Here is a 24,400-nt window from a genome sequence, read left to right on the forward strand (position 1 = left end):
AAGTGCCTTTCCTAACCCTCGCTCCGATGGAATACCGCAAGCGAACCCGGCCACGTATGGACGCGCGCCTCGATCAGATCGAGCACGTGCACGAAGGCGTTGCCCGCGCCGTAGTACGGGTCGGGGACCTCGTCCACGCCCAGCCCGGTCATGCCGGCCAGGAACAGCCCCAGCCGGGCCGGCGACACCGCCGGGCGCATCGCCCGCAGTCCGCGCAACGTGTCGCGGTCCATCGCCAGGATCAGGTCGTGTTTGTCGAAGTCCTCGGTCCGCACCTTGCGCGAGCGCCAGCGACGGTCCATGCCGTAGCCGCGCTGCTCCAGTACCGCCAGCGCGCGCTTGTCGACCGGATGCGCGCGCGAGGACGCGAACACACCGGCCGAGTTCACCTCGGCCAGGCCCAGTTCCGCGGCGCGCAACCGCAGCACCGCCTCGGCCATCGGCGAGCGGCACAGGTTGGCCGCGCAGACAAGCAGCAGTCGGGTCACCGGATCAACGCTCCCTCGTCGGTCCGGCTCAACGCGCCAGCTCGGCGCGCATCGCGTCGATGACGCTCTTGTAGTCGGGCTTGCCGAAGATCGCTGAGCCCGCCACGAAGGTGTCGGCGCCCGCGTCGGCGATCTCGCGGATGTTGTCCACCTTGACGCCGCCGTCGATCTCCAGGCGGATGTCGCGGCCGCTGGCCAGGATCATCGCCCGGGCCTGCTGCAGCTTCTTCAGCGCGCTGGGGATGAAGCTCTGGCCGCCGAAGCCGGGATTGACGCTCATGATCAGGATCAGGTCGACCTTGTCGATGACCCACTCCAGCACATCCAGCGGCGTGGCGGGGTTGAAGACCAGGCCGGCCTTCGCGCCCTCGCCCTTGATCAGCTGGATCGTGCGGTCGACATGCTGGCTGGCGTCGGGGTGGAAGCTGACCAGGTCCGCGCCGGCGCGGCAGAAGGCCTGGGCCAGGCTGTCCACGGGCTGCACCATCAGGTGGACGTCGATCGGCGCGGGCGTGCCATCAGGCTTGATGGCGTGTTTCTTCAGCGCCTCGCAGACCATCGGGCCGAAGGTCAGGTTGGGGACGTAGTGGTTGTCCATCACGTCGAAGTGGATCCAGTCCGCGCCGGCCGCCAGCACGTTGCGGACTTCCTCGCCGAGGTTGGCGAAATCGGCGGACAGGATGCTGGGGGCGATGCGGTGAATGGGCGGGTTCATGGCGAGGCGGGCCGGCACGGCCGCGGGCGGGGAAAAACGACGATTGTAGGAAGACCGCCGCGACCGGCGCGCCCTCCTCAGCGATAGCGTTCCACCAGGCGTGCGATCTCGCCGGATGCGGTGAGCTGACGCAGTCGCTCGGTCACGCGATCGGCCGCGGCGTCGGGCAACTGGCGGGAGACGACGGCGTACTGGACGTCTTCCTCGAAGGCCAGCGAGCCGATGCGGATCTGCTGTTCCAGGCCCGAGGCGCGCAGCGCATGGCGCAGGTTGATGTCCTGGCCGTAGACCGCGCCGGCACGCCCCCGCATCAGCATCTGCAGCGCGTCGCGGTCGCTGCGGGCGGTCTCCTGGAACGCGACATCGGCCTGCTGCAGCGTCGTCGACAGCTTGGTGCCCTGCGCCAGCAGCAACGGATCGCGGCGGGCGAACGCGCGCAGCTCGTCCCAGTTGCGCGGATTGCGCGCGTCGCTGGTCCGCATCGCCAGCACGTGGCGGACGCGGTACAGCGGCACCGGCAGGAAGCGCATCAGCGCGCGGCGATGCTCGGACGCGAGCAGGCAGAAAAAGACGTCGATGTCGCCGTTGCCCAGCATCAGCTCGAGACGGCGCAGCGGCACCTGCTGATCGAGCCCGTCCAGGCGCAGGTCCGGGTCGACGCGCAGCACGGCGGCGGCGATCTCGGCGCACAGGCCGGGACGCTGCGGATCGCCGGAGCCGTACTTGGCGGGCGACCCCGCCTGAGCGGCGGTGCGCAACGCCAGCGACGCGGAGGCACCCACGGGCGAAGACCCGGAAGCCGCGGTCCCGGGCGAGGCCGGCGACGGGGGCGACACGGGACCGGGCGTCGCCGCCAGCAGCGCAAGCCAGGGCATGGCCAAGCCAGCCAGCGCGCAACCTTGCGCGAGGACCCGCCTGCGGTCCGACGCCGCGTGGTCTCCGTCCCTTGTCTCCATGCCATAGCCGCGCCCTCGGGCGCGCCGGGTTGGTCTTGTGTGAAGCCAGCATAGCCCACCCGCCACTTCCCTAGAATCCGGGAAATGGCACATCCGCATTTCCATTGCAGCGTCGCGGTCGAGCCGCTCGCAGAGCAGACCTTCCCCGAGCGCGGCGAATACGCGTTCACCTACACCCTCACCATCGAGAACCGCGGCGACATCACCGCCCAGTTGGTCGGCCGCCACTGGACCATCGTCGACGCGAACGGCGCCGAGCAGGAAGTCCATGGCCTGGCCGTCGTCGGCCATCAGCCGCTGCTGCAGCCGGGCGAGAAATTCCAGTACAGCTCCTGGGCGCAGATCGCAACCAAGCAGGGCACGATGAGCGGCCGTTTCCTTTGCGTCACCGACAAGGCCGACGTCTTCTACGCCGACGTGCCCGAGTTCCTGCTCGCCGACGTCGGCAGCCTGCATTGATGTTTCGACGCCAGGGCTGGGACCTCACCGCGCTGCTCAACGCCGCGCATCCGCAGGCGCCGCTGGCCGAGCGCAACCTCTGGCTGGTGCGGCTGATCGAGTGGCTGCGGCACGCGCCGCTCAAGGACGACCGCGCGCCGGCGGCCACCGCCGCGGCGCCCGATTCGACCGCCGCGCCGGCCACCTTGCCGGCCCCGCTGCCGGTGCGGCGCCTCAAGTACCTACTCCGCATGCTGGAGCGTCACCCCGACCATGCCAAGGCCTTCGCCGCGGTGATCGCGAGCGTGTGGGCCGACGTCGACGCGATCAGCCTGTTCGCCGAAGTCGGCTTCGCGCCGCGCATGGCGCTGTGGGGCGAGTTCCTCGGCCGGCTGCGCCGCCGGCTGCTGCCGCAGACGGCCGACACGCGGGACCTGGCGGAGCTCTTCGAGCTGCTGTTCCCGCACGAGGACGACGAGGCCTGGATCAACGCCGTCGACGACGAGCTGCTGGAGCGCCTGAGCCTGCTCTTCGCCGGCGCGCCCGAGGGCGACTGGCGCGAGGAGATGCGCGCCGCGATCACGGTGCTGGTCAGCTCGGTGCGGGCCGCCGGACTGTCGGGCGCGCTGCGCGCCCGCATGGATCCGAAGCGGCTGGCGAGCCGCCCGTTCCGCAACCTGGCCACCGCGTGGGAGCGCGTCGAGCATGCGCTGGTCGAGCACGACCGCGCCGCCCTGCCCGCCGCGCTGCAGTACCTGCGCGGCCTGCTGGACGAGTGCCGGGCGGCGGTGCGCTCGGTGCCCGAGCATCTGGAGGAGCACGGCGTCTCGGTGGACCTGATGTTCGGCGTCGAGCAGATGCAGGCGCGGCTGCGACGCGTCGAGGACCTGCTGGCGGTGCTGCTCGCGGACCATCCGCGGCGCGAGCTGCTGCGGCTGGTGGCGAGCCTGGTGTCGGTGGTGCACGACCGACGCAGCATCCGCACGCTGTTCGCGCGGCATTACTCGCTGCTGGCGCGCAAGGTCGCCGAACGCAGCGCCGAAACCGGCGAGCACTACATCACCCGCAACCGCGACGAGTACGGCGACATGCTGCGCCGCGCCGGCGGCGGCGGCCTGGTGATCGCGGGCACCACCTTCATGAAGTTCGCCATCATGGCGCTGGGGCTGTCCGCGTTCTGGGGCGGCTTCTGGGCAGGCGTGAACTACGCCGGCAGCTTCGTGCTGATCCTGCTGATGCACTGGACCGTCGCGACCAAGCAACCCGCGATGACCGCGCCAGCGCTGGCCGAGAAGCTGCGCCACATCGACCGCTCCGACGGCCTGGAAGCCTTCGTCGACGAGGTCGCCCACCTGTTCCGGTCGCAGACCGCCGGCATCATCGGCAACCTGGCGCTGGCCGCGCCGATGGTGCTGGTCGTGCAACTGGCCGCGTGGCTGAGCCTGGGCAAGCCGCTGGTGGGCGCGAAGGAGGCCGAGCATGTGCTGCACGGGCTGACGGTGCTGGGGCCGTCGCTGTTCTTCGCGGCGTTCACGGGGGTGTTGCTGTTCGCGTCCAGCCTGATCGCGGGATGGGTCGAGAACTGGTTCGTCTTCCACCGGCTGGACAGCGCGATCGCCTGGAACCCGCGCATCGTCGCGCGGCTCGGCGCGAACCGGGCCCGGCGCTGGTCGCGCTGGTGGCGGGACAACATCTCGGGCCTGACGGCCAACATCAGCCTGGGCCTGATGCTCGGCCTGGTGCCGGCGCTGCTGGGTTTCTTCGGCCTGCCAATCGAGGTCAGGCACGTCACGCTGTCCACCGGCCAGTTGGCCGCGGCGGCCGGGGCATTGGGCCTGGACGTGCTGAAGCACTGGCCGTTCTGGCTGTGCGTGATCGGCATCCTGGGCACCGGCGTGCTGAACGTCGGCGTCAGCTTCTACCTGGCGTTCAAGGTCGCGCTGCGTTCGCGCGGCATCAAGCTGGCCGATCAGAAGCGCGTCCGCGCCGCGATCTGGACGCGTCTGCGCCGTCAGCCGATGAGCTTCCTGGTGCCGCCCAAGTCGTGAGACCCCGGACGGTCGACGGCGCGGGCCGCGCCGGCCAGGGCCTCAGGCGGCGTCGCGGTCGTCCGGCCGCTCGCCGCCCTTGCGGCCCGAGAACATCGTCCACCAGACGATGAAGATCAGCAGCCCGAGCGCTCCGAGCGCCTCCAGCAAAATCACGCCCATGATGTGTCGTGGTCCGATCCGTAGCAGAACTCGCCGCTGGAGCGCGGCGCTGGCGATTCTAGGCGCGCTGTCCGCCTGCGGGGGCCCGCCGATGGTGAGGGAACCGACGGGTTCGCAAGCGGTGGTGACAGGCGCGGCCGGCGGCGGGAGGTCGCCGTCGCCCACCGGTTCGTCGACATCGCCTGGCGCCACGTCGCCGCGCCCGGGCGTCGACCCCGAGAAGCTGCTCAACGGCGAGGACGACACCACCGGCCGCCGCGTGCTGACGCGCGAGCGCGCCCGCTGGATCGCCGCCGAGTGGAACGAGCTGCCGGGCTGGGGCCAGGATCGCGCGCTGGAGTGGTGGCCCGCGCTGCTGCGCGGCTGCGAGAGGCCGATGCCCGGCTGGACGGCGGTCTGCGCGCAGGCCCGCCAGTTGCAGCCCGGCGGCGACTGGGACGCGATGGTGTGGCTGATGAAGACGCTGCAGCCCTACCGCGTCGAGACCCCGGACGGCCAGCGCGAGGGCATCATCACCGGCTACTACGAGCCCCAGCTGGAGGCGCGCCGGCAGTCGCAGGGCGACTTCCGCGTCCCCTTGCTCTCGCCCCCGCTGGATCTGGCGCAGCGCAAGCCCTACGACACCCGGCAGCAGATCGACCGGCAGCTCGAAGGCAACGCCCCGCTGGCCCGGCTGAGCCTGGCCTGGGTGCAGGACCCGCTGGACGCGCTGGTGATGCAGATCCAGGGCAGCGGTCGGCTGCGGATCACGGAGCGCGACGGCGCGAGCCGCTGGGTGCGCCTGTCCTTCGCCGGGCACAACGAACAGCCCTACCGGTCGATGGGCCAGTGGCTGATCGCGCAAGGCGAGCTGCGACCGACCGAGGCCTCCTGGCCCGGCATCAAGGACTGGGCGCGCCGCAACCCGCAGCGGCTCAGGGAAGCGATGTGGGCCAACCCGCGCTACGTCTTCTTCCGCGAGGAGCCCCTGCCGGACCTGGCCGTCGGACCGCGCGGCGGCCAGGGCGTGCCGCTGACGCCGGGACGCTCGATCGCCGTCGACAAGGCCAGCATCCCCTTCGGCACGCCGGTCTGGCTGGACACGACCGAGCCGCTGTCCACGACACCGCTGCGGCGGCTGGTGATGGCGCAGGACACCGGCGCCGCGATCGTCGGCGGGGTACGCGCGGACTACTTCTGGGGCTGGGGCGACCAGGCCGAGGCGCAGGCCGGCCGCATGAAGCAGCCGCTGCGGCTGTGGGTGCTGTGGCCGCGCGACGGCGGCGGCCCGTTGGCCGTCCGGCCGGCGGAGCCCGGCACCGGCGCGCCGGTCACTCGGTGACCTGCACGCCCTTCCAGAACGCGACGCGATCCTTGATCTCGGCCGCGGCCTCGCTGGGCTCGGGGTAGTACCAGACGGCGTCGGGGTTCATGTCGCCGTGGACCATCAGGCTAAAGTAGTGCGCCTGCCCCTTCCAGGGGCAACTGGTGCGGTGGTTGCTGAAGGTCGTGAACTCGCGCTTCAGCGAGTCGACCGGGAAGTAGTGATTGCCCTCCACCACCACGGTGTCGTCGCTCTCGGCGATGACTTCGCCGTTCCAGATTGCCTTCATTCGTCTTTCTCCTGCTGGACGTCGGCCCCTGCCCGGGACCGCGCGTCGGTTGATCGGACCGCTTTGCTCAAACGCTATTACGCCCACCGCGACAAGGACATCTTCATCACCTCGGGCTCCGCGCGCGACCTCGCGCCCGGCAGCTTCGGCGTCTGCGCCATCGGCGGCGGCGCGGAGGGCTGGTCGGTGGTCCACATCGGCCCTGACGGGGACGTGGCCGACCTGGGCGGCGAATACTACTTTGCCACCGCGGAGGAAGCCCTGGCGTTCCTGCGTGAACTGATCGATCTCATGATCGACGGCGGGGAGCCGCGGGGGCTGGATGGCGCCTGACCCCGTCCCACGCACGTCGTGAGGCGATCAGCCCGCGCGATCGCCTCAGGAACCGAGTCGATGCGCCCACCGGGTGGGCTGGGGGCCGCTGGCTGGCCGCCCATCGTTGTCGCTCACAGCGGCTTCAGATCCTCCCCCACCACCCGCACCAACAGCCCGCGCCCATCGGAGAGGACGCGGAACTCCCCGTACTTCGCCGCCTGCCACCGCCGGGCATCGCCCTCCTTGAAGAACCAGCCGTCCGACACGAAGGTCCAGCCGCCGTCCTTTGCCGTGAGGACCAGCAGCTGCGTGCCGGGCGGTTGCGCCTCGCCGGGCGCGAGCAGCCGGGGCGCCTGCGCGATGCGGCGCGCATCCAGCGTCACGACGACGCGCGGGCGCTCGCCCCAGAGCAGCGGCGCCGCATCGTCGCGCCAGCGCGGGCCGACACCCGGCAGCGCGTAGTTCAGCCGCATGTAGTCGCCCTGCATCAGCGAGCGCGGATCGACCGGCGCCAACGCCACGAACACCGGCTTGCCGTTCGCGACGAGGTACTGCTTCTGGATGATGAGCACGTTCACGAGGAGCAGGCTCAGCACGGCGCCCGCCAGCAGGACCGCGCCGGCCCCGCGCACCGTGACGGGGTGCCTCGTCGCATGGCCGGCGTCCGCGGGCTTCCACGCCAGCCAATGCGCCCACGCGGCCAGCACCGCGCCGGCCGCCACCAGCGCCAACGCCTTGTCCGCCAGCGGGCGTTCCCATTGGTAATAAAAGGCCCCGAGCACCCACAGCGCCGCCGCTGCCGCCACCACCGCGAGGCGCCAGCGCCGGGTCGACAGCATCAGCGCCAGCAGCAGCAGGCAGCCGCCCAGCGCCGGCATCAGCGCCGCCAGGCCCGTCAGCACGAGGCCGGGCAGCACCAGCCGGCTCGGCGCGGCGGGGCGCCAGACCCGCGCCAGCCATCCGCCGGCCCCGACGGCCAGCAGCGCCGACCACCCCCCTGCCGTCACCTGCGGCGGCACGACGACACCGGGCATGGCGCCGGACTCGAAGATCGAGGCTCGCAACGCACCGGGCGCCATGAAGGCCCATCCCGCCGAGGCCATGAACAGGCCCAACACGACCAGCCACCAGCCCGCCAGCACCGGCTCGACCGCCGCGGCGACCGATGCCCCGCGTGCCTCGCGTCCGACCGTTCGCTGAAGCACGAGCGCCGCCACACCGATGATCAGCAGCAGCGTGGCCAGCGTCAGCGCCACCCCGTCGCCCCGATACCAGAGGCTTCGCCCGTCCTGCCGCAGCCCCTCGTCCGCGACCAGCGCCACCAAGCACCCCGCCGCCACGCCGAGCAGCAGCCGCAGCCAGCTCTGCGTCAGCAGCGCGATCAACAGCACCGCGATCACGAGCCCCGCGACCTCCGCCTGCGGTGCCGTCAGATCACGCGTCAGCCCGAAGGCGACGCTGGTCAGGCCGGTCAGCAGCAGCGGCACCGCCACCTGCTCCAGGAACAGCGGAATCCCGCGCGAGCGCAGCAGCACGACCGCCAGCGCGACCAGCGCGCCGCCCTGGATATAGGCCATCGCGCCCTTTTCCCAGGCGCTGCCGAACAGCATGAAGAACATCACCAGGAACGGCGGTACCGCCAGCCAGGCGCCCAGCCCCGTCAGCAGCACCACCGGCCAGGGGCGCGGCGGCTCGGACGCTTGCGCGGGCGCCAGGCCCTCGGCGCGCGCGCGGTCGATCCAGTCGCGCGGGTTCATGCGTGGACTCCCGAAGCGCAGACGCGCCGCATGATCAGGCTGACGCTCGCCGCGAGCAGCCCGCAGGCCGCCAGGCCCAGCAGCAGCAGGCCGCCGATGTCGACCTTCCACTGCTCGATGACCACGCGCGCCAGACCCGCCACCAGCAGCGTGTCGACGGCCAGCGCGAGCGCGCTCAGCGCGTAGACCTCGGCGCGCCGCCACGCGAGCACCAGGCCGACCGCCATCACGCCCAGCCCGAGCGGGTACTGCGGCGCCACGTCGCGCGAGAACAGCCCGCCCAGCGCCGTCCCCGAGATTGCGATCACCGCCAGCAGCACCGCCACCCGCCACGACCAGGGCTGCGCGTCGCCGCCCGGCCGCAGCGCCATGCCCACGCACAGCAGGCCGAACGCGACGAAGCCGATCGCGTGCACCGGCACCGTCGTCGCCGTGAAGTGCCAGGCATGGCCGCCGAAGGTGTGCATCCACAGGCTGATGCCCGTCGCCGCCACGACCGTCCAGGGCGCCCACGCCAGGTCGGACCGGGCCGCCCAGACGAGCGGCAGGGCCAGCGCCGCCCACAGCGCGAAGAGCTGCCACGGGTCCGCGCCGGTCTGGTAGGTCTGTCCGAAGTAGGCCAGCAAGCCGCCCAGCGTCAACAGCGCGAGCAGGGACAGCGGCGCGCGCCAGGCGGGCCTGGCCGCGGCGCCGATGGCGCTGACGGCCAGCAGGGCCTCCAGCAACCCGAAGCGCAGCCCGCGCCCGAGCTCGTCCCAGTTCGCCGCGACCCACAGGATCACGCCGAAACCGATCAACCCTGCCGCCAACGCGCCCGTGCCGCGCCGCAGCGCGGGCCAGACCTCGGCCGGCGGATCATCGACGCCGCTCAACGCACGCAAGCGTCGTGCGCGGGTCGCATCCAGGCCCTGCCGGGCCGTCCATTGGTACAACTGCTCGTGCAGACTCACAGGTTCCTCCCGCAGGATGCGACCGCTACCGGCGGTCGTCGTCGTGGTGGGCGCCGATGATACGGACCAGCAAGCGAAGGAGTTCCCCATGGGACAGATGATCGAATTCGACCGCCCCGACGGCGGACGCAGCGGCGGCTACCTGGCCGGTGGCGGACAGGGCGCGCCGGGCATGGTCCTCATCCAGGAATGGTGGGGCTTGAAGCCGCACATCAAGGACATCGCCGAGCGCCTGGCCACCGCCGGCATCACGACGCTGGCGCCGGACCTGTATCGCGGCCGCATCGCCGCCGATGCCGACGAGGCCAGCCACATGATGAACGGCCTGGACTTCGCCGACGCGACGACGCAGGACCTGCAAGGCGCGCTGAGCTACCTGCGCGACGAGCTCGGCTGCGGCAAGGTCGGCGTGATGGGCTATTGCATGGGCGGCGCGCTGACGATCGCCGCGGGCGTCCACGTGCCCGACCTGCAGGCCGCGGTCTGCTACTACGGCATCCCGCCGACCGAGTTCGCCGACCCGGCCCGCATCGGGCCGCCCTTGCTCGGCCACTTCGCCCGGCGCGACGACTGGTGCACGCCGGAGAAGGTCGACGCGCTGGAGCAGCGGATGAAATCCGCCGGCCTGCATCCCGTCATCCACCGCTACGAGGCGGACCACGCGTTCTCCAATTCGACCCGCCCCGAGGTCTACGACGCGGCCGCCGCCGAGCTGGCCTGGCAACGCACGATGGACTTCCTCAAGCAGCACCTGGGCTGACCGCCCGGCCCGCTTCCGCGCGCGCCGGGCCGACCGGGCGCGGCGCGCGGTTCCGCCCCGATCCGGGGGCTTCCCAGCCGACCGCCAATGACCACGATCCGCCTGCCCTTGACCGCCGCCGCCCTGGCGGTGCTGCTGACGACCGCCGCCTTCGCCCAGTCGACGTCGCCCTCGATCGCGGCCACCCCGGCCCCGCCGGAGCGCGCCACGCCCGCGCTCGACCCGCGCATCGCGCCGATGCTGGCGGACATCTCCGCGCAGCGCGTCGAGCAGACGATCCGCAAGCTGGCCGCCTTCGGGACGCGCCACACGGCGTCGGAAACCCGCAGCGACACGCGCGGCATCGGCGCCGCGCGTCGCTGGATCGAGCAGCAGTTGAAGGACTGCGGCGCGAAGACCGGCGGCCGGCTGCAGGTCACGATGGACGCGTTCATCGAGCCGCCCGGCCCGCGCCTGCCGCAGCCCACGGAGCTGGTGAACGTCGTGGCGACGCTGCCGGGCGCCTCGGCTGGCACGCCGCGCGAGCGCGTGCTGGTGGTGAGCGGTCATTACGACTCCCGCAACAGCGACGTGATGGACGCCAAGGGCGAGGCGCCCGGCGCCAACGACGACGCCTCCGGCACCGCCGCGGTGATGGAGATGGCCTGCGCGATGGCCCGCCAGCGCTTCGACGCCACGCTGGTCTTCATGGCCGTGCCGGGCGAGGAGCAAGGCCTGCTCGGCGCGCGCCATTGGGCCCGCCGCGCCCGCGCGCAGGGCCTGAACGTCGAGGCCATGATCACCAACGACATCGTCGGCAGCTCGCGCGGCGACAAGGGCGAGCACGATCCGAAGCGGCTGCGGCTGTTCGCCGACGGCTTCGACCCGCTGCTGCGCTTGCTGGTCAACGCCAACAGCAATAGCCCGGCCAACGAGGACGAGGTCAAGACCAACGCCGCGATCCGCGCGCAGTTGCAGCCGCTGGCGGTGGCCGGCGGCGGCGACGACCTGCCGACGCAGCAGTTCGGCCGCCACCTGAAGGCCGAGGGCGAGCGATACCTGCCCGGCTTCAAGGTCGACCTGATCCATCGCCGCGACCGCTACCTGCGCGGTGGCGACCACCTGCCCTTCCTGGAGCGCGGCTACACGGCGGTGCGTTTCTCCGAGCCCTTCGAGGACTTCCGTCACCAGCATCAGAACCTGCGCACCGAGAACGGCGTCGTCTACGGCGACCTGCCGGAGTTCGTCGACTTCGCCTACGTGGCGGACGTGGCGCGCATCAACCTCGCCGGCCTGGCCACGCTGGCCTGGGCGCCGGCACCGGTGAAGGGCGCGCGCATCGACGCGCGCGAGCTGACCAACGACACGACGCTGCAATGGGCCGCGAGTGCCGACCCCGAACTGGCGGGCTACCGCATCGTCTGGCGCCGCAGCGAGTCCCAGCAATGGGAGGGCGCGAAGGACGTCGGCAACGTCACGACGGTCACGCTGCCGCTGTCCAAGGACAACCTGATCTTCGGCGTGCAGGCGGTGTCGGTGTCGGGGCACGCGAGCCTGGCGAGTTATCCGTTGCCGCTGGCGCGGTGATATGACGCAGGATGGGACGCCTCAGCCTTCGGGTAAGGCGTGCCCGGCGTCGCGCGCGGTTGAGGCCCAGATGGCACCCCGCGCGCTCATTTGGTCAATATATTGACCAGAATCCGGCGCGCTGGTCATTCCATCAACCAGGCGTCGCGACTGGCGTCGCGCTACCGAAGCACGCCCTTCCCCAACCACTGCGGCCAGATCTTCATCGTCGCGCGCTGGTCGGTGAGGCCGGGGTACTCGACCATCGTCTTGCGCAGCGCGGTCTCGTCGGTGCCGCGCATGAAGACGACTTCGGACACCGGCCCGTCCTCCAGGGAGTACCAGGCGCCGATGGCGCCCTCGTCCAGCGCGCGTTGCAGGAAGACCGGCACCGCGTCGCGGTCGCGCGGCTCGGCGCGGCTGAACAGGACGATGCGGTTCTCCTCGATGCCGTTCGGGTCGATGCCGGTGTGGTGAAGCGCCTGATGCACGACGGCGGGCTGCGCGTTGACGGTCATGTAGCCGTCGCGCACGTACTCGTCGGGCTGGAAGTAGCTCATCAGCACCGCGCGGCTCGGCGCCTTGACGACGACGATGCCGCGCTTGACCTTGGCCGGGTCCCGCATCGGCCCGGCGGCGAAGAGCTTGCCGTCGGCGAAGAGGCGCTTGAAGTTGTCCAGGTGGCCGCGTTGCATGGCGTCGACGGCGGCCTTGTCGTCAGGCACCGGACGGCCGGTCTCCAGGAAGATGAACCAGTCCTGGCCGGGACCCGGCTGCTCCGGGGTGGGCGAAACGGCCTGCGGTTGCGCGTGCAGGGACGGGGCAATCGACGGCAGCGCCGTCAACGCCACCGCGCCCGCGATCAGGGAACGTCGTTGCATGGGAGTCTCCTCGGACGTCTCCGGGCCCGTTGGCGGCCCGGGTCCGGGTGACTCTACCCCGCCGCGTCCGGCCCCGCGTGAAGGGCTTGCAGCGAGCGCAGCATCAACCGACCGCTGGTGACGTTGGTCGCGCAGGCCACGTCGTGCACGTCGCAGGCGCGGACCAGCGCGTTGATGTCGGGCTCGTGCGGCTGCGGCGTCATCGGGTCGCGCAGGAAGACCACCGCGTCGACGCCGCCCACCGCCAGCCGCGCGCCAATCTGCAGGTCCCCGCCCAGCGGCCCGGACAGCATGCGCTCGACGTGCAGACCCACCTCGGCATGCAGCCGCAGGCCCGTCGTGCCGGTGGCGACCAGCTCGCAGCCGCCCAGGAAGTCGGCGAACTCGGTGGCCAGCATCACCATCTCGTCCTTCTTGCCGTCGTGGGCGATCAGGGCGATGCGCAGGCGCGCCGGCACGGTGGGCTCGAAGGCGTCGACGTCGAGAGACGCCGCCGGGGAAGCGGAGATCGGTGCGGTCATGGCAGCGATGGTAGGCCGGCGTGGGCCGCCACGAGTTACGGCCGCGGTTCTTTCTGCGTCGCCGCCGAGGCGCGGGGCGGACGTTCGGCCGGGGCCAGCACGAGGTTGCCGACGCCGCGGTTCATCGCGTTCAACACGTCGCCGTTGTCCTGGCTCAGCTCCCAGGCGAAGACCCCGGCCAGGCCGTGACCACGCGCGTAGCGGCCCTTGAGCAACACCGCGCGCGGATCGTCGTAACCCATCCAGAGCCGCAACTTGGGATTGAACAACGACCAGGACTGCGTGACCGGATCCCACTCGGTCCGGTAGCCCTGCTTGCCGTTGCCACGCGTGTCCAGCAGGCGGCTGGCGATCTCGCGGTAACTCTGCGCACCCTCGCCGCCGGGGTAGGCGGCGGTCTTGGCCGAACCGGCCTTGGGCACGGTGACGCCGGTGAAGCCGCGGCCGTACATCGCGACGCCGGCCACCAGCTTGGCGCGGGGCATGCCGGCCGATTCGAGGTTGCGGACGGCGCGCTCCAGGCTGTCGTCGGTGTCCGCGCCGGAGCTCTTCAGCGTGCTGTGGTGGCCCGCCACCGACGACCAGCCGCCGTAGAAGTCGTAGCTCATCATGAACACCAGATCGAGCGGACCGGACGCCTGCTTGAAGTTGATGTGGCTCACGATCGACGACATCGGATTCACCGCCGACGTCAGCAGATAGGGCCGGCCGGTCTCCGCGGTCAGCGCGTCCAGCGCGCGGCGCATGTCGGTCATCAGGTCCGCGTAGGCCTGCCCGTCGCGCGGGCTGCCGAGCTGCACGCCGTTGGGCGCGCCGTTGTTGCCCGGGTGCTCCCAGTCGATGTCGATGCCGTCGAACGCCGGATGCTCGCGCAGGAAGCGCTGCGCCGAGGCCGCGAAGACCGCGCGCCGCGCCGGATCGTCGGCCATGTGGAAGATCGGATCGGACCCGGCCCAGCCCCCCACCGACGCCACGATCTTCAGGTGAGGCGCGCGCTGCTTGTAGCGCAGGAAGGCGGCGTTGAAGCGCTCGTCCACGGGACCGGTGCCGATCTCGAAGTCGCGCTTGCCGACGCACTTGGCCGCGTCCTTTTCCAACTGGCCGGGGCCGCACAGACGCAGGAAGGCGTACAGGACGTGGGTCAGGCTTTGCGGCGGGACGCGCTCGATCAGCTCGACCGGCTCCCAGTTCGGCACGTAGACGCCGACGATCTTGCCGCCAGTGCGCTCGAACTCGACCGGCTTGCCGCCGAAGAGCGCATACCCGGCGTCTTCCGCGGCCGACGGCGACGGCGTGGCCGCGATGGCGCACGCGGCGAAACCGGCGCCCAGCGTCGCCAGGCCGGCGAGCATCGCGCCGGTCAACGCGGCGTTCAGGGAACGGGGGAAAGATCGAGGGGTCGGTCGAACGGACATGCGGGCCTCCAATGGACGCCGCAGCTTAGCGGATTGGTCTCAAAAATAGAACCAGTCAAATACCAATTTGACCGAATCACCGCTCAAGAAGAAACCTTCATGGAGCCAGTTCGACGCGGAGCTGGAGTTCCCGCAGTTTCTGCACCTCCGCGTCGCGGGTGCTGTAGACCCCGCGGCCGGCGGTGGTGGCGACGCTGCCGGTGCGCGCGATGGTGACCCAGGCGCCCAGCGGCGCCTGCACGGTGCTGAGGACATCGGTGCTCGGACGCTGCTGCGCATCGGGCAGCGAGGTGCCGTAGCTGCCTGGCGGGTTCTGCGCCTGGTCGATGGCGCGGACCTCCACGTTCACCGGACTGCGGCCGCCCGGCCAGTTGGGCTTGACGCTGAAACCGCGCACGCGTTCGGCGACGCCCTGACGCGGAACGACGACCACGCGGTCCTGCGCGCCCTGCTGGCGGTCGACGGCCACGTCCACCCACTGCACCGGGGTCGATTCGGTCATCGTGAACGACGCCTGCGAGCCGTTCAGCACCATCATGCGCGGCAGCATTTGAAGGCGCTGCTCACGGTTCTCGGTGCTGAGCGCGACCCCGCCGCGCGCGGACACGCTGCCGCCGGTGCTCACCACGGTGCCGCCGTCACGCACGCCGGAGACGGCGGCGGCGCTGAGCTCCTGCTCGACCCAGCGCAGCTCGACGAGCAGGTTCTGCCGCGTGCCCTGGGCCAGCGCGGGGCCGACGGCGCTCCCGGCCAGCAGCACGGCGGTGGTCAGCGCCATGGCGGCGCGCGGGAAGAAACGTCGGTGAGCGTTCATGCGCGGCAGCATACGCCGCGGGCCCGGACGGACGCTACCGCCGCCCGCCGCCCACCGCCCACCGCCCCGCGCCCGCGGCTCAACGGCCGGGTCCGTTCAGCGCGCGGCAGCGGTCGATGTCGCAGGCGGTGGGTAGGATGGAGCGGTACTCGACGACCGAGCCCCAGCTCCTGGGATCGCGCAGCGCGCAGCGTTCGCCCTTGCCGTTGTCGTAATAGGACATCGTGTCGACGCAGCGCTTCGAATGCGCCATCAGGCCGAAGAAGTGGCCCATCTCGTGGGACAGCACCATCTGCAGCGTCTGGTCGGACGGGTACTTCGGGTTGCGCTCGCGCAGCAGCGCGAAGAGGGCGGGGCCGATGGACAGGCTGCGCGCGGTCACATTGGCCAGCGCGAACTGGCCGCGGCTGCCGGTGTCGCTCCAGAGAATCTGGATGGCATCCTCCGGCGGCACCTGGCCGCGCGGGATCGCGATCACCGCGATCTGCAGCCCGCAGGCGGACCAGGCCTCGGCGGACTTGCGCACCAGCGCCAACACCTGCGGCTCGCTGAACCAGAGCGGCGCGCCGTCATGGCGGTAGGCGAAGCGCAACGAGCGCGTCTGGATCGGCCGGTCGCGACCGTCGCCCCAGGTGCGGATCTCGCCGGGCAGGCATTGGACGATCTCCTGGTCGCGCACGGAAGGCAGCGCGGTCGTCGCCGACGAACCGGTCGATGCGGCAGGCGTGGGCTTGCCGGCCGGCGGCACCAACTGCGCGGAAGACAGCGACGGCAAGACGAGCGCCATCGCGACGATGGCCGGCACCCATTGGCAACGGGCGAGGACTCGCATCAGCCAGCCCATCACGCTGCCTTCAGCGCGCCGCGCAGGCGCGGCCACAGCAGGTTGATGGCGAGCCCGCTGATGACGAGCGCCGCCGCCATCAGCTTCCACGGCGGCAAGCCCTCGCCGAGCAACAACGCCGAGCAGCTCATGCCGAACACCGGCACCAGCAGCGCCATCGGCACGATGGTCGCGGCGGGGTGGCGCGACAGCAGCCAGCTCCACGCGCCGTAGCCGAACAGCGTATTGCCGACCGCCTGCCACAGCACCGCGCCCCAGGCGCCGAGGTTGGCTCCGGCCAGCGCGTCGCCCATCCGCGCGGGGCCTTCGACGACGAAGGACAGCAGGAACAGCGGCGGCGCGGCGAAGGCGCTGCTCCAGACGACGTAGGCGAGCATGTTCACGCTGCCGGCACGCTTGCCGACGATGTTGCCGCTGGACCAGCTGAGCGCCGCGATCAGCACCATCGCGAGCCCGAGCACGGTGGTGGTGCCGTCGGTGTGGGACGCGATGACGCCGATGCCTGCCGCGGCCATCGCGAGCGCGAACCACTGGAAACCCTGCACGCGCTCGCCCGAGGTCCGCATCGCCAGCAGCAGCGTGAAGAACACCTGCGTCTGGATCACCAGGGAGGCGAGCCCCGGAGAAATCTGCGAGCGCATCGCCAGATACAGCAGCCCGAACTGCCCGACGCCGACGAAGGCGCCGTAGGCCGCGAGGTTGCGCCAACCGACCTTGGGCCGAGGAAGGAAGAAGATCGCCGGCACGGTCGCCAGCGTGAACCGCAGCGCCGCGAACAGCAGCGGCGGGAACGCGTCCAGGCCCCAGCGGATCACGACGAAGTTGCTGCCCCAGATCGCGACGACGCACAGCGCGAGCAGGAAGTGTCGGAGCGGTAGCGTCATGGCGGCCCGGGGATGCGAGGGGGACCGCCGACTATGCCAGTCGGACCCCGGTCACGACCCATACAGGGTCACGGGAGTGCGACCGATACAGCGCCTCGGCCCCCTACATGAATCGGGGATCGCGCAACAGCGCAGGAAGCGCCCGGCTTCATCTTCCACACATTCCAGTCAGTGATCGGGTGCCATTTCTGACCGATGGCGGTGGGCCTGGCCGACTTGTCGATGTGATGTAAATCTTCCCTATGGCCTGGCCCGGGCGAGCCCTTCTAAGGTCGTGGCGACGGTTGGCAAGACCTGTCACCGCCAGCCGCCAAGCGCGCATCGCCCCCAGCGGCGCTGCGCAATGTCAACCTTGATGGAGAGCTTGAATGACGACGATGGACATCACTCCAGGCGAGTTTCGCGAACTGACCGCCGACGAGATCGACCTGGTATCCGGAGGATGGAACATGGAGGCCGCGATCGTGGGCGGCTGGACGGGGGCCATCAGCACCGGCATTGCTGGCGGCATCGGTGGTGCGGTCGCCGGGCCCGGCGCGGGGGTTGGATTCGCGCTCGGCTTCATCGGCGGCGGCATCGGCGGCTTTATCGCCGGCGGGATGGTGCACGACCCGAAAGAGTTCATGTGCATGAAGACTTGAGGCAGCCATGAGATCCAAATCGCCTCCTCCCGCCTCGCGCTGGAGCCTCAACACCGCGCTCGGTGGCGGAGCCCTCTTCGGGCCGATCCATAGGGCGCTGTATGGGGAATGGCCCGACGCCCTCCAATGGGCGACGACTGCCGTTCTCCTCGTGGTGGTCCTGCGGGCCTTGCAGTACCTGGTCCAAGGATTCAACAAGGACTGTTGACCGCGATGGGGCCGCGGACGCCAGTCTCGCGGCCCCTACGCCTTGGACCGCCCCGCCGAACCCGCTATCCCTTCGGCTTCAAATGCCCCAACGGCAGCGCCCCGCTGGCCTTGACCTCGCCGAGCGAGAAGCTCGTGTGGATGTCCTTCACGTTCGGCAGGTTGAGCAGCGTGTCGATCGAGAACCGGCTGAACGCGTCCAGGTCGGTCGCCATCACCTCCAGCTCGAAGGTCCCGGCGCCGCTGATGTAGTGGCAGGCGATGACCTCGGGCAACTGGCGGATCGCCTCCTCCAGCTGCTTGGTCGCCGCGCCGTTGTTGCGGTCCGCATCCACCCGGACGAAGGCCAGCACGCCCAGGCCGATCTTGCGGCGGTCGATCTCGGCCCGGTAGCCGGTGATGAAGCCCTGCTCCTCCAGCCAGCGCACCCGCCGCCACGTCGGCGCGGGCGACAGGCCGATGCGTGCCGCCAGCTCCGCGTTGGACAGCCGCGCCTCGCGCTGCAGCTCGGCCAGGATCGCCACGTGATACCGGTCCAGCTCGCCGCCGGCGGGGCCGTCGTCGTCCGGCCCGGGAACGGGCACGGAGCCCTCCGGACGCCTCATGGTTTTCCCTGAATGCCCGTTTTTCGATGCCATATGAATCCATTCCTCGGTTGTGGGAAAGATTCTTGCTCAAACGAGGGTCGGCAGGGCAGAACGAGCAAGCACTCGCCGGGCATTGTTTCCTACACTGCCTGACGCGAAATTTCGCGCGCGACGCCATACTTGGCGCGTCGGCAGCAACGGCAAACGGTCCCGGCCACAAGCGGGGATCGCAGGTCCGCCACCCATCAGGAGCCTCCCCGCATGAACGCCCCCTTGCCCGAACACATCCTGCGTGCCCTAGAGAAGGTCACGCTGGACGACAAGTACGCCCTCGACGAGGGCCGCGCCTTCATGAGCGGCGTGCAGGCCCTGGTCCGCTTGCCGATGCTGCAACGCACCCGCGACGCGATCGCCGGGCTCAACACCGCCGGTTTCATCTCCGGCTACCGCGGCTCGCCGCTGGGCGGCTACGACCAGGCCCTGATGGCCGCCAAGAAGCACCTGGCCAAGCAGAACATCGTCTTCCAGCCCGGCGTCAACGAAGAGCTCGGCGCCACCGCCGTGTGGGGCACGCAGCAGCTGGCCCTGTTCCCGGAGAAGGCCCGCTTCGACGGCGTCTTCGGCATGTGGTACGGCAAGGGCCCCGGCGTGGACCGCAGCATCGACGTGTTCAAGCACGCCAACATGGCCGGCACGTCCAGGCACGGCGGCGTGATCGCCATCGCGGCCGACGACCACATCGCCAAGAGTTCCACCGCCGCCCACCAGAGCGACCACGTCTTCAAGGCCGTCGGCTTCCCGGTCTTCTTCCCCAGCAGCGTCCAGGAGATCCTGGACATGGGCCTGCACGCCTTCGCGATGAGCCGCTTCTCCGGCCTGTGGTCGGGCATGAAGACGATCCAGGAAATCGTCGAGTCCTCCAGCAGCGTCAGCATCGACCCGGACCGCGTCGAGATCCTGATGCCGGGAGACTTCGAGATGCCGCCCGGCGGCCTGCACATCCGCTGGCCCGATCCGCCGCTGGACCAGGAAGCGCGGATGATGGACCACAAGTGGTACGCCGCGCTGGCCTACGTCCGCGCCAACAAGCTGAACCACAACGTCATCGCCACGCCGAACGACCGCTTCGGCCTGATCGCCAGCGGCAAGGCGTGGAACGACACCCGCCAGGCGCTGCACGACCTGGGCCTGGACGACGACGCCTGCCGCCGCCTGGGCATCCGCCTGCACAAGGTCAACGTCGTGTGGCCGCTGGAGGCCACCATCACGCGCGACTTCGCCCAGGGCCTGCAGGAGATCCTGGTGGTCGAGGAGAAGCGCCAGATGATCGAGTACCAGCTCAAGGAGGAGCTGTACAACTGGCGTCCGGACGTGCGCCCGAACGTGCTGGGCAAGTTCGACGAGACCGAAGGCGACCAGAGCGGCGGCGAGTGGAGCCACCCCAATCCCAGCAGCAACTGGCTGCTGCGCCCGCAGGCCGACCTGACGCCGGCCATCATCGCCCGCGCCATCGCCAAGCGCCTGAAGAAGCTGGGCGTGGACGCCGACACCGCCGCGCGCCTGGACGCGCGCATCGCGCTGATCGACGCCAAGGAGCAGTCGCTCAAGTCCGAGGAGAAGACCGCCGGCGGCGCCGACCGCACACCGTGGTTCTGCTCCGGCTGCCCGCACAACACCAGCACGCGCGTGCCGGACGGCTCGCGTGCCGTCGGCGGCATCGGCTGCCATTACATGGTCACCTGGATGCCGGGCCGCAACACCGCGACCTTCACCCAGATGGGCGGCGAGGGCGTGCCCTGGGTCGGCCAGGCGCCGTTCACCGACGAGAAGCACATCTTCAGCAACCTCGGCGACGGCACCTACTTCCATAGCGGCATCCTGGCGATCCGCCAGTCCATCGCGGCCGGCGTGAACATCACCTACAAGGTGCTCTACAACGACGCCGTCGCGATGACCGGCGGCCAGCAGGTCGGCGAGCGCCCCGAGGGCCACAGCGTCACGCAGATCATGAACAGCCTGGTCAGCGAAGGCGTGGCCAAGCTGATCATCGTCACCGACGAGCCCGAGAAGTACGACGGCAAGCCGCTGGCCGCCGGCGTCACCGTGCATCACCGCGACGAGCTGGACGAGCTGCAGCGCCAGTTCCGCGAGATCCCCGGCACCACGGTCATCATCTACGACCAGACCTGCGCCACCGAGAAGCGTCGCCGCCGCAAGCGCGGCAAGCTGGTCGACCCGTCCAAGCGCACCGTCATCAACGAGCTGGTCTGCGAAGGCTGCGGCGACTGCTCGGTGCAGTCCAACTGCCTGTCGGTCGAGCCGCTGGAAACCGAATTCGGCCGCAAGCGCCAGATCAACCAGAACACCTGCAACAAGGACTTCTCCTGCGTGAAGGGCTTCTGCCCGAGCTTCGTCACCATCGAGGGCGGCGAGCTGCGCAAGCCCAAGAAGGACAAGCGCGTCAGCCCGTTCGACGCTTCGCTGCCGGTGATCCCGCAACCGTCGGTGCCCAATCCGGTGGAAGCCTGGGGCATCGTGGTGGCCGGCGTCGGCGGCACCGGCGTGATCACGATCGGCCAGTTGCTCGGCATGGCCGCGCACCTGGAAGGCAAGGGCGTGGTGACGCAGGACGCCGCCGGCCTGGCCCAGAAGGGCGGCGCCACCTGGAGCCACATCCAGATCGCCAACAGCCCGTCCGCGATCTACTGCACCAAGGTCGGCACGGCCGAGGCGGACCTGGTCATCGCCTGCGATTCCATCGTCGCCGCCAACAAGACGACGCTGGCCGTGATGCGAGAGGGCCGCAGCTACGTCGCCCTCAACACCCACGGCTCGCCGACCGCCACGCTGGTCAACGACGCCAACTGGTCCTTCCCCGGCGCGGCCTGCGAGGCGGCCATCGCCAAGGCGGCCGGCCCGACCCACGTCGGCATGTTCGACGCCGAGGAAGTCGCGGTGAAGCTGGTGGGCGACTCGCTCTACACCAACCCGCTGATGCTGGGCTACGCGTGGCAGAAGGGCCGCGTGCCGCTGAGCCACGCCGCGCTGATGCGCGCCATCGAGCTCAACGGCGTGCAGATCGACAACAACAAGGCCGCCTTCGAATGGGGCCGCCGCTGCGCCCATGACCTGGCCGCAGTGCAGTCGCTGTTCGCCGCGCAACAGGTGATCAACTTCGTCAAGCGCCAGGGCGTGGACGAGCTGATCGCCAAGCGCGTCGAGTTCCTGACGGACTACCAGAACGCCGCCTACGCCGACCAGTACCGCGCCTTCGTCGAGAAGGTCCGTGCCGCGGAAACGCCGCTGGGCGGCACCCGCCTGACCGAGGCCGTCGCGCGCTATCTGTTCAAGCTGATGGCCTACAAGGACGAGTACGAGGTCGCCCGCCTGCACACCGACACCCGGTTCCTGGACAAGATCAAGGGCCAGTTCGAGGGCGACTTCAAGGTCGTCCATCACCTGGCGCCGCCGATGCTGGCCAGGAAGAACGCCAAGGGCGAGCTGCAAAAGCGCGCCTTCGGCGGCTGGGTGCGGCCGGCGATGGGCGTACTGGCGAAGATGAAGGGCCTGCGCGGCACGGCGCTCGATCCATTCGGCCATACCGAGGAACGCAAGATGGAGCGCCAGCTGATCCAGGACTACCGCGCCACCATCGACGCGATCCTGGCCAAGGGACTGACCGCCGAGCGCCTGCCGGTGGCCGTCGACCTGGCCCGCATTCCGGAAGACATCCGCGGCTACGGCCACGTCAAGGAGCGCCACGTCAAGGCAGCCCGCCTGAAGTGGGATCAACTGACCAAGCGCTGGCAGGAAGCCTGATCCCGTGGGGGCGCGCCCAGCGCCCCCCCGAGGTCCACACGGCCCGCCCGGGGATGCCCCGCGCGGGCCGTGCGCTTTTTGCGGCGCGGTGCGCGCGGCGACGCCCCCCATTGGGGGAAGTTCGGATTTCTCGACTGACCACATCGCTAGACTCGCACCCTTTGGCCCGCCAGAGGCCGCCAACGAGGGAGTTCCCATGACCACCACGCCGACCCGCTGGATGCGGGCCTTCGCCAACGCCGCCGCGCTCGGCGTCCTGCTCGCCGCCCTGGTCGTCACCGCGTCGCCGGCGATGGCCCAGTCCGACATCGACGCCAAGAAGGCCTTCGAGGAAGCCTCCGCCGTCGCCGTGAAGGGGCCGCAGGACGTCAGGCTGGCCAACCTGGCCACGCTGCACGTGCCGGCCGGCCGCGTGTTCATTCCTCAGCCGCAGGCCTCGCAGCTGATGCGCGCGATGGGCAACCCGGGCCAGCACAACGATCTGCAGGGGCTGGTGTTCCCGCAGGACAAGGCCGACTGGTTCGCGACGCTGCGCTACGAGTCCTCCGGCTACATCAAGGACGACGACGCCAAGAACTGGGACGCCGAGGAGATGCTCAAGAGCTATCGCGAAGGTACTTCCGCCGCCAACGAGGAGCGCAAGAAGATGGGCGTGGCGGGGCTGGAGATCGTCGGCTGGGCGGAGAAGCCGCATTACGCCGCCGACACGCACCGGCTGGTCTGGGCGATGAGCTCGCGCGAGATCGGCACGCCGGCCGACGAGCCGCAGGGCGTCAACTACAACACCTATGCGCTGGGCCGCGAGGGTTACCTCAGCCTGAATCTGGTCACCGGCCTGAACGAGCTGCCGCAGTACAAGAGCGAAGCCCAGACGTTGCTGGGCGCGCTGGAATTCGACGAAGGCAAGCGCTACGCCGACTTCAACAGCAGCACCGACAAGGTCGCCGAGTACGGCCTGGCCGCGCTGGTGCTGGGCGTCGGCGCGAAGAAGCTCGGGCTGCTGGCGGTGATCGGCGCCTTCCTGCTCAAGTTCGCGAAGATCATCGTCATCGCGGTGCTGGGCTTCGGTGGTGCGATCATGAAGTTCTTCGGACGCAAGAAGAAGGCGCCGGACGTGCCCGCATGGACCGGGCCGGACGTCGCGACGGCCACCCCCTCCACCGCGGTGCCAGCGACGCCCGCCCTGCCGGCCGGCGAAGCGCCACCCGCGCGTCCGCCTGAAGCCTGATGACCAAGCTCCTGCTGCTGCTGTTCACCGGCGCGAAATTCGGCAAGCTGCTGCTGAGCGGCGGCACGATGCTGCTGTCGCTGGTGGTGTACGCGTGGGCCTTCGGCTGGCGTTATGCCGCCGGGTTCATCGTGCTGCTGTTCGTGCATGAGATGGGTCACTACCTCGCCGCGCGCCACAAGGGCCTGAACGTCGGCCTGCCGACCTTCATCCCCTTCGTCGGCGCCTGGATCGAGCTGAAGGACATGCCGCACGACGCGCAGACGGAGGCCTTCGTCGGCCTGGGCGGGCCGCTGGTGGGCACCGTCGGCGCGACCGTCTGCTACCTGATGGCGCGCAGCTGGGGCCTGGACTGGCTGCTGGCGGTGTCCTACGCCGGCTTCTTCCTGAACCTGTTCAACCTCATCCCGCTGTCGCCATTCGACGGCGGCCGCATCACGGCGGTCCTGTCGCCCCGCATCTGGTTCGCGGGCGTGCCGGTGCTGGTGGCGCTGTTCCTGTACCGGCCCAGCCCGATGCTGTTGCTGATCGCGCTGCTGGCCGCGCCCCAGCTGATGAAGGCCTGGCGCTACCGCGCCGACAGTGAGGAAGGCCGGACGTACTACGCCGTCCCCACCGCGGTGAAATGGGAGTACGCGGCCTACTACATCGGCCTGGCCGCGTTCCTCGCGGTGATGACCCACGACGTGCACGAGATGCTGGGCGCGATGCGCCATGTCGGCGGCGGCAACGTCTGACCCCTGGCAGCTCGGCGACGGACGCCGCGGATACGCGAGGCCATTTTCCTTTCACGCCTGCGCTGGCGGCAGCGACGGGCCGCCAGCCAGCGCCGG

At 70.3% G+C, this 24,400-nt stretch carries 23 protein-coding genes; 10 read left to right on the forward strand and 13 right to left on the reverse strand.

Features of this window, described 5'->3' with window-relative positions; all coding sequences use genetic code 11:
* Positions 1–11 precede the first annotated feature (11 nt).
* From CDN99_RS26920 to CDN99_RS26930, 3 genes are all read right to left on the reverse strand, one after another.
* Positions 12–488 carry a low molecular weight protein-tyrosine-phosphatase gene (locus tag CDN99_RS26920; RefSeq protein WP_202820326.1) on the reverse strand — a complete coding sequence of 159 codons (477 nt, stop codon included), beginning with the start codon at positions 486–488 and terminating at the stop codon, positions 12–14.
* Positions 489–516: 28 nt separating this feature from the next.
* Complete coding sequence (gene rpe, locus CDN99_RS26925; protein WP_088388660.1) at positions 517–1,203, reverse strand: ribulose-phosphate 3-epimerase; 687 nt, start codon at positions 1,201–1,203, stop codon at positions 517–519.
* A gap of 77 nt (positions 1,204–1,280) precedes the next feature.
* Complete coding sequence (locus CDN99_RS26930) at positions 1,281–1,985, reverse strand: substrate-binding periplasmic protein (RefSeq protein WP_158218980.1); 705 nt, start codon at positions 1,983–1,985, stop codon at positions 1,281–1,283.
* 258 nt (positions 1,986–2,243) lie between these two features.
* Between CDN99_RS26930 and apaG the strand changes: the two genes are divergently transcribed.
* The 3 genes from apaG (at position 2,244) to mltA (ending at position 6,128) form a co-directional block, all read left to right on the forward strand.
* Positions 2,244–2,618, forward strand: a complete 375-nt coding sequence (apaG, locus tag CDN99_RS26935) for a Co2+/Mg2+ efflux facilitator ApaG/CorD (RefSeq protein ID WP_088388598.1) — start codon at positions 2,244–2,246, stop codon at positions 2,616–2,618.
* A complete protein-coding gene (tlpB, locus tag CDN99_RS26940) occupies positions 2,618–4,645 on the forward strand; it encodes a transporter-like protein TlpB (protein WP_088388600.1) in 2,028 nt (675 codons plus the stop codon). Before apaG ends, tlpB begins: the two co-directional genes overlap by 1 nt.
* A 283-nt stretch (positions 4,646–4,928) precedes the next feature.
* Positions 4,929–6,128: a murein transglycosylase A gene (mltA, locus tag CDN99_RS26945; protein WP_238139727.1), complete on the forward strand. Its 1,200-nt coding sequence runs from the start codon at positions 4,929–4,931 to the stop codon at positions 6,126–6,128.
* Here the strand turns inward: mltA and CDN99_RS26950 are convergent.
* Positions 6,118–6,399, reverse strand: coding sequence for a DUF427 domain-containing protein (locus CDN99_RS26950; RefSeq protein WP_088388604.1), 282 nt, complete (start codon positions 6,397–6,399; stop codon positions 6,118–6,120). The genes mltA and CDN99_RS26950 overlap by 11 nt on opposite strands.
* A 63-nt stretch (positions 6,400–6,462) precedes the next feature.
* Here CDN99_RS26950 and CDN99_RS28840 point away from each other — a divergent pair, with 63 nt between their 5' ends.
* Entirely contained in the window at positions 6,463–6,732 is a 270-nt protein-coding gene (locus CDN99_RS28840; RefSeq protein ID WP_088388606.1) for a hypothetical protein, read from the forward strand.
* 113 nt (positions 6,733–6,845) lie between these two features.
* Here CDN99_RS28840 and CDN99_RS26960 read toward each other — a convergent pair whose 3' ends face one another.
* The gene (locus tag CDN99_RS26960) at positions 6,846–8,471 is read right to left on the reverse strand and encodes a GDYXXLXY domain-containing protein (RefSeq protein WP_088388608.1); all 1,626 of its coding nucleotides are present in this window, start codon (positions 8,469–8,471) and stop codon (positions 6,846–6,848) included.
* Positions 8,468–9,421, reverse strand: a complete 954-nt coding sequence (locus tag CDN99_RS26965; RefSeq protein WP_238139728.1) for a DUF2157 domain-containing protein — start codon at positions 9,419–9,421, stop codon at positions 8,468–8,470. Before CDN99_RS26965 ends, CDN99_RS26960 begins: the two co-directional genes overlap by 4 nt.
* Before the next feature lie 88 nt (positions 9,422–9,509).
* Here CDN99_RS26965 and CDN99_RS26970 point away from each other — a divergent pair, with 88 nt between their 5' ends.
* Together CDN99_RS26970 and CDN99_RS26975 are read left to right on the forward strand one after the other, a co-directional pair.
* The gene (locus tag CDN99_RS26970) at positions 9,510–10,181 is read left to right on the forward strand and encodes a dienelactone hydrolase family protein (RefSeq protein ID WP_088388612.1); all 672 of its coding nucleotides are present in this window, start codon (positions 9,510–9,512) and stop codon (positions 10,179–10,181) included.
* Between the two features lie 87 nt (positions 10,182–10,268).
* Positions 10,269–11,747 carry a M20/M25/M40 family metallo-hydrolase gene (locus CDN99_RS26975; RefSeq protein WP_141101012.1) on the forward strand — a complete coding sequence of 493 codons (1,479 nt, stop codon included), beginning with the start codon at positions 10,269–10,271 and terminating at the stop codon, positions 11,745–11,747.
* A gap of 161 nt (positions 11,748–11,908) precedes the next feature.
* On the opposite strand, the gene CDN99_RS26980 is transcribed toward CDN99_RS26975, so the two are convergent.
* The 6 genes from CDN99_RS26980 to CDN99_RS27005 form a co-directional block, all read right to left on the reverse strand.
* Positions 11,909–12,607 carry a YciI family protein gene (locus CDN99_RS26980; RefSeq protein WP_088388614.1) on the reverse strand — a complete coding sequence of 233 codons (699 nt, stop codon included), beginning with the start codon at positions 12,605–12,607 and terminating at the stop codon, positions 11,909–11,911.
* A 53-nt stretch (positions 12,608–12,660) separates the two neighbouring features.
* Complete coding sequence (locus CDN99_RS26985) at positions 12,661–13,011, reverse strand: methylglyoxal synthase (RefSeq protein ID WP_238139730.1); 351 nt, start codon at positions 13,009–13,011, stop codon at positions 12,661–12,663.
* 152 nt (positions 13,012–13,163) lie between these two features.
* Entirely contained in the window at positions 13,164–14,543 is a 1,380-nt protein-coding gene (locus CDN99_RS26990) for a glycoside hydrolase family 18 protein (RefSeq protein ID WP_088388618.1), read from the reverse strand.
* A gap of 97 nt (positions 14,544–14,640) precedes the next feature.
* Positions 14,641–15,357, reverse strand: coding sequence for a hypothetical protein (locus CDN99_RS26995; RefSeq protein ID WP_141101013.1), 717 nt, complete (start codon positions 15,355–15,357; stop codon positions 14,641–14,643).
* A gap of 79 nt (positions 15,358–15,436) precedes the next feature.
* Positions 15,437–16,189: a zinc metalloprotease gene (locus CDN99_RS27000; protein ID WP_141101014.1), complete on the reverse strand. Its 753-nt coding sequence runs from the start codon at positions 16,187–16,189 to the stop codon at positions 15,437–15,439.
* 11 nt (positions 16,190–16,200) lie between these two features.
* Positions 16,201–17,085: an EamA family transporter gene (locus tag CDN99_RS27005; protein WP_088388624.1), complete on the reverse strand. Its 885-nt coding sequence runs from the start codon at positions 17,083–17,085 to the stop codon at positions 16,201–16,203.
* 368 nt (positions 17,086–17,453) lie between these two features.
* Here CDN99_RS27005 and CDN99_RS27010 point away from each other — a divergent pair, with 368 nt between their 5' ends.
* A complete protein-coding gene (locus tag CDN99_RS27010; RefSeq protein WP_088388626.1) occupies positions 17,454–17,726 on the forward strand; it encodes a hypothetical protein in 273 nt (90 codons plus the stop codon).
* A 272-nt stretch (positions 17,727–17,998) separates the two neighbouring features.
* On the opposite strand, the gene CDN99_RS27020 is transcribed toward CDN99_RS27010, so the two are convergent.
* Positions 17,999–18,538 (reverse strand): Lrp/AsnC family transcriptional regulator, encoded by a 540-nt coding sequence (locus CDN99_RS27020; RefSeq protein WP_375134528.1) that lies wholly within the window; start codon positions 18,536–18,538, stop codon positions 17,999–18,001.
* Between the two features lie 243 nt (positions 18,539–18,781).
* Here CDN99_RS27020 and CDN99_RS27025 point away from each other — a divergent pair, with 243 nt between their 5' ends.
* The 3 genes from CDN99_RS27025 to CDN99_RS27035 all read left to right on the forward strand — a co-directional run bounded on the left by CDN99_RS27025 (position 18,782) and on the right by CDN99_RS27035 (position 24,304).
* Entirely contained in the window at positions 18,782–22,339 is a 3,558-nt protein-coding gene (locus tag CDN99_RS27025; protein WP_088388632.1) for an indolepyruvate ferredoxin oxidoreductase family protein, read from the forward strand.
* 196 nt (positions 22,340–22,535) lie between these two features.
* Positions 22,536–23,567 (forward strand): DUF2167 domain-containing protein, encoded by a 1,032-nt coding sequence (locus tag CDN99_RS27030; protein WP_088388634.1) that lies wholly within the window; start codon positions 22,536–22,538, stop codon positions 23,565–23,567.
* The gene (locus tag CDN99_RS27035; protein WP_088388636.1) at positions 23,567–24,304 is read left to right on the forward strand and encodes a site-2 protease family protein; all 738 of its coding nucleotides are present in this window, start codon (positions 23,567–23,569) and stop codon (positions 24,302–24,304) included. The genes CDN99_RS27030 and CDN99_RS27035 overlap by 1 nt, the downstream gene beginning before the upstream one ends.
* Positions 24,305–24,400: the final 96 nt, after the last annotated feature.

The sequence above is a fragment of the Roseateles aquatilis genome (assembly GCF_002205645.1).
Lineage (GTDB): Bacteria > Pseudomonadota > Gammaproteobacteria > Burkholderiales > Burkholderiaceae_C > Roseateles > Roseateles aquatilis.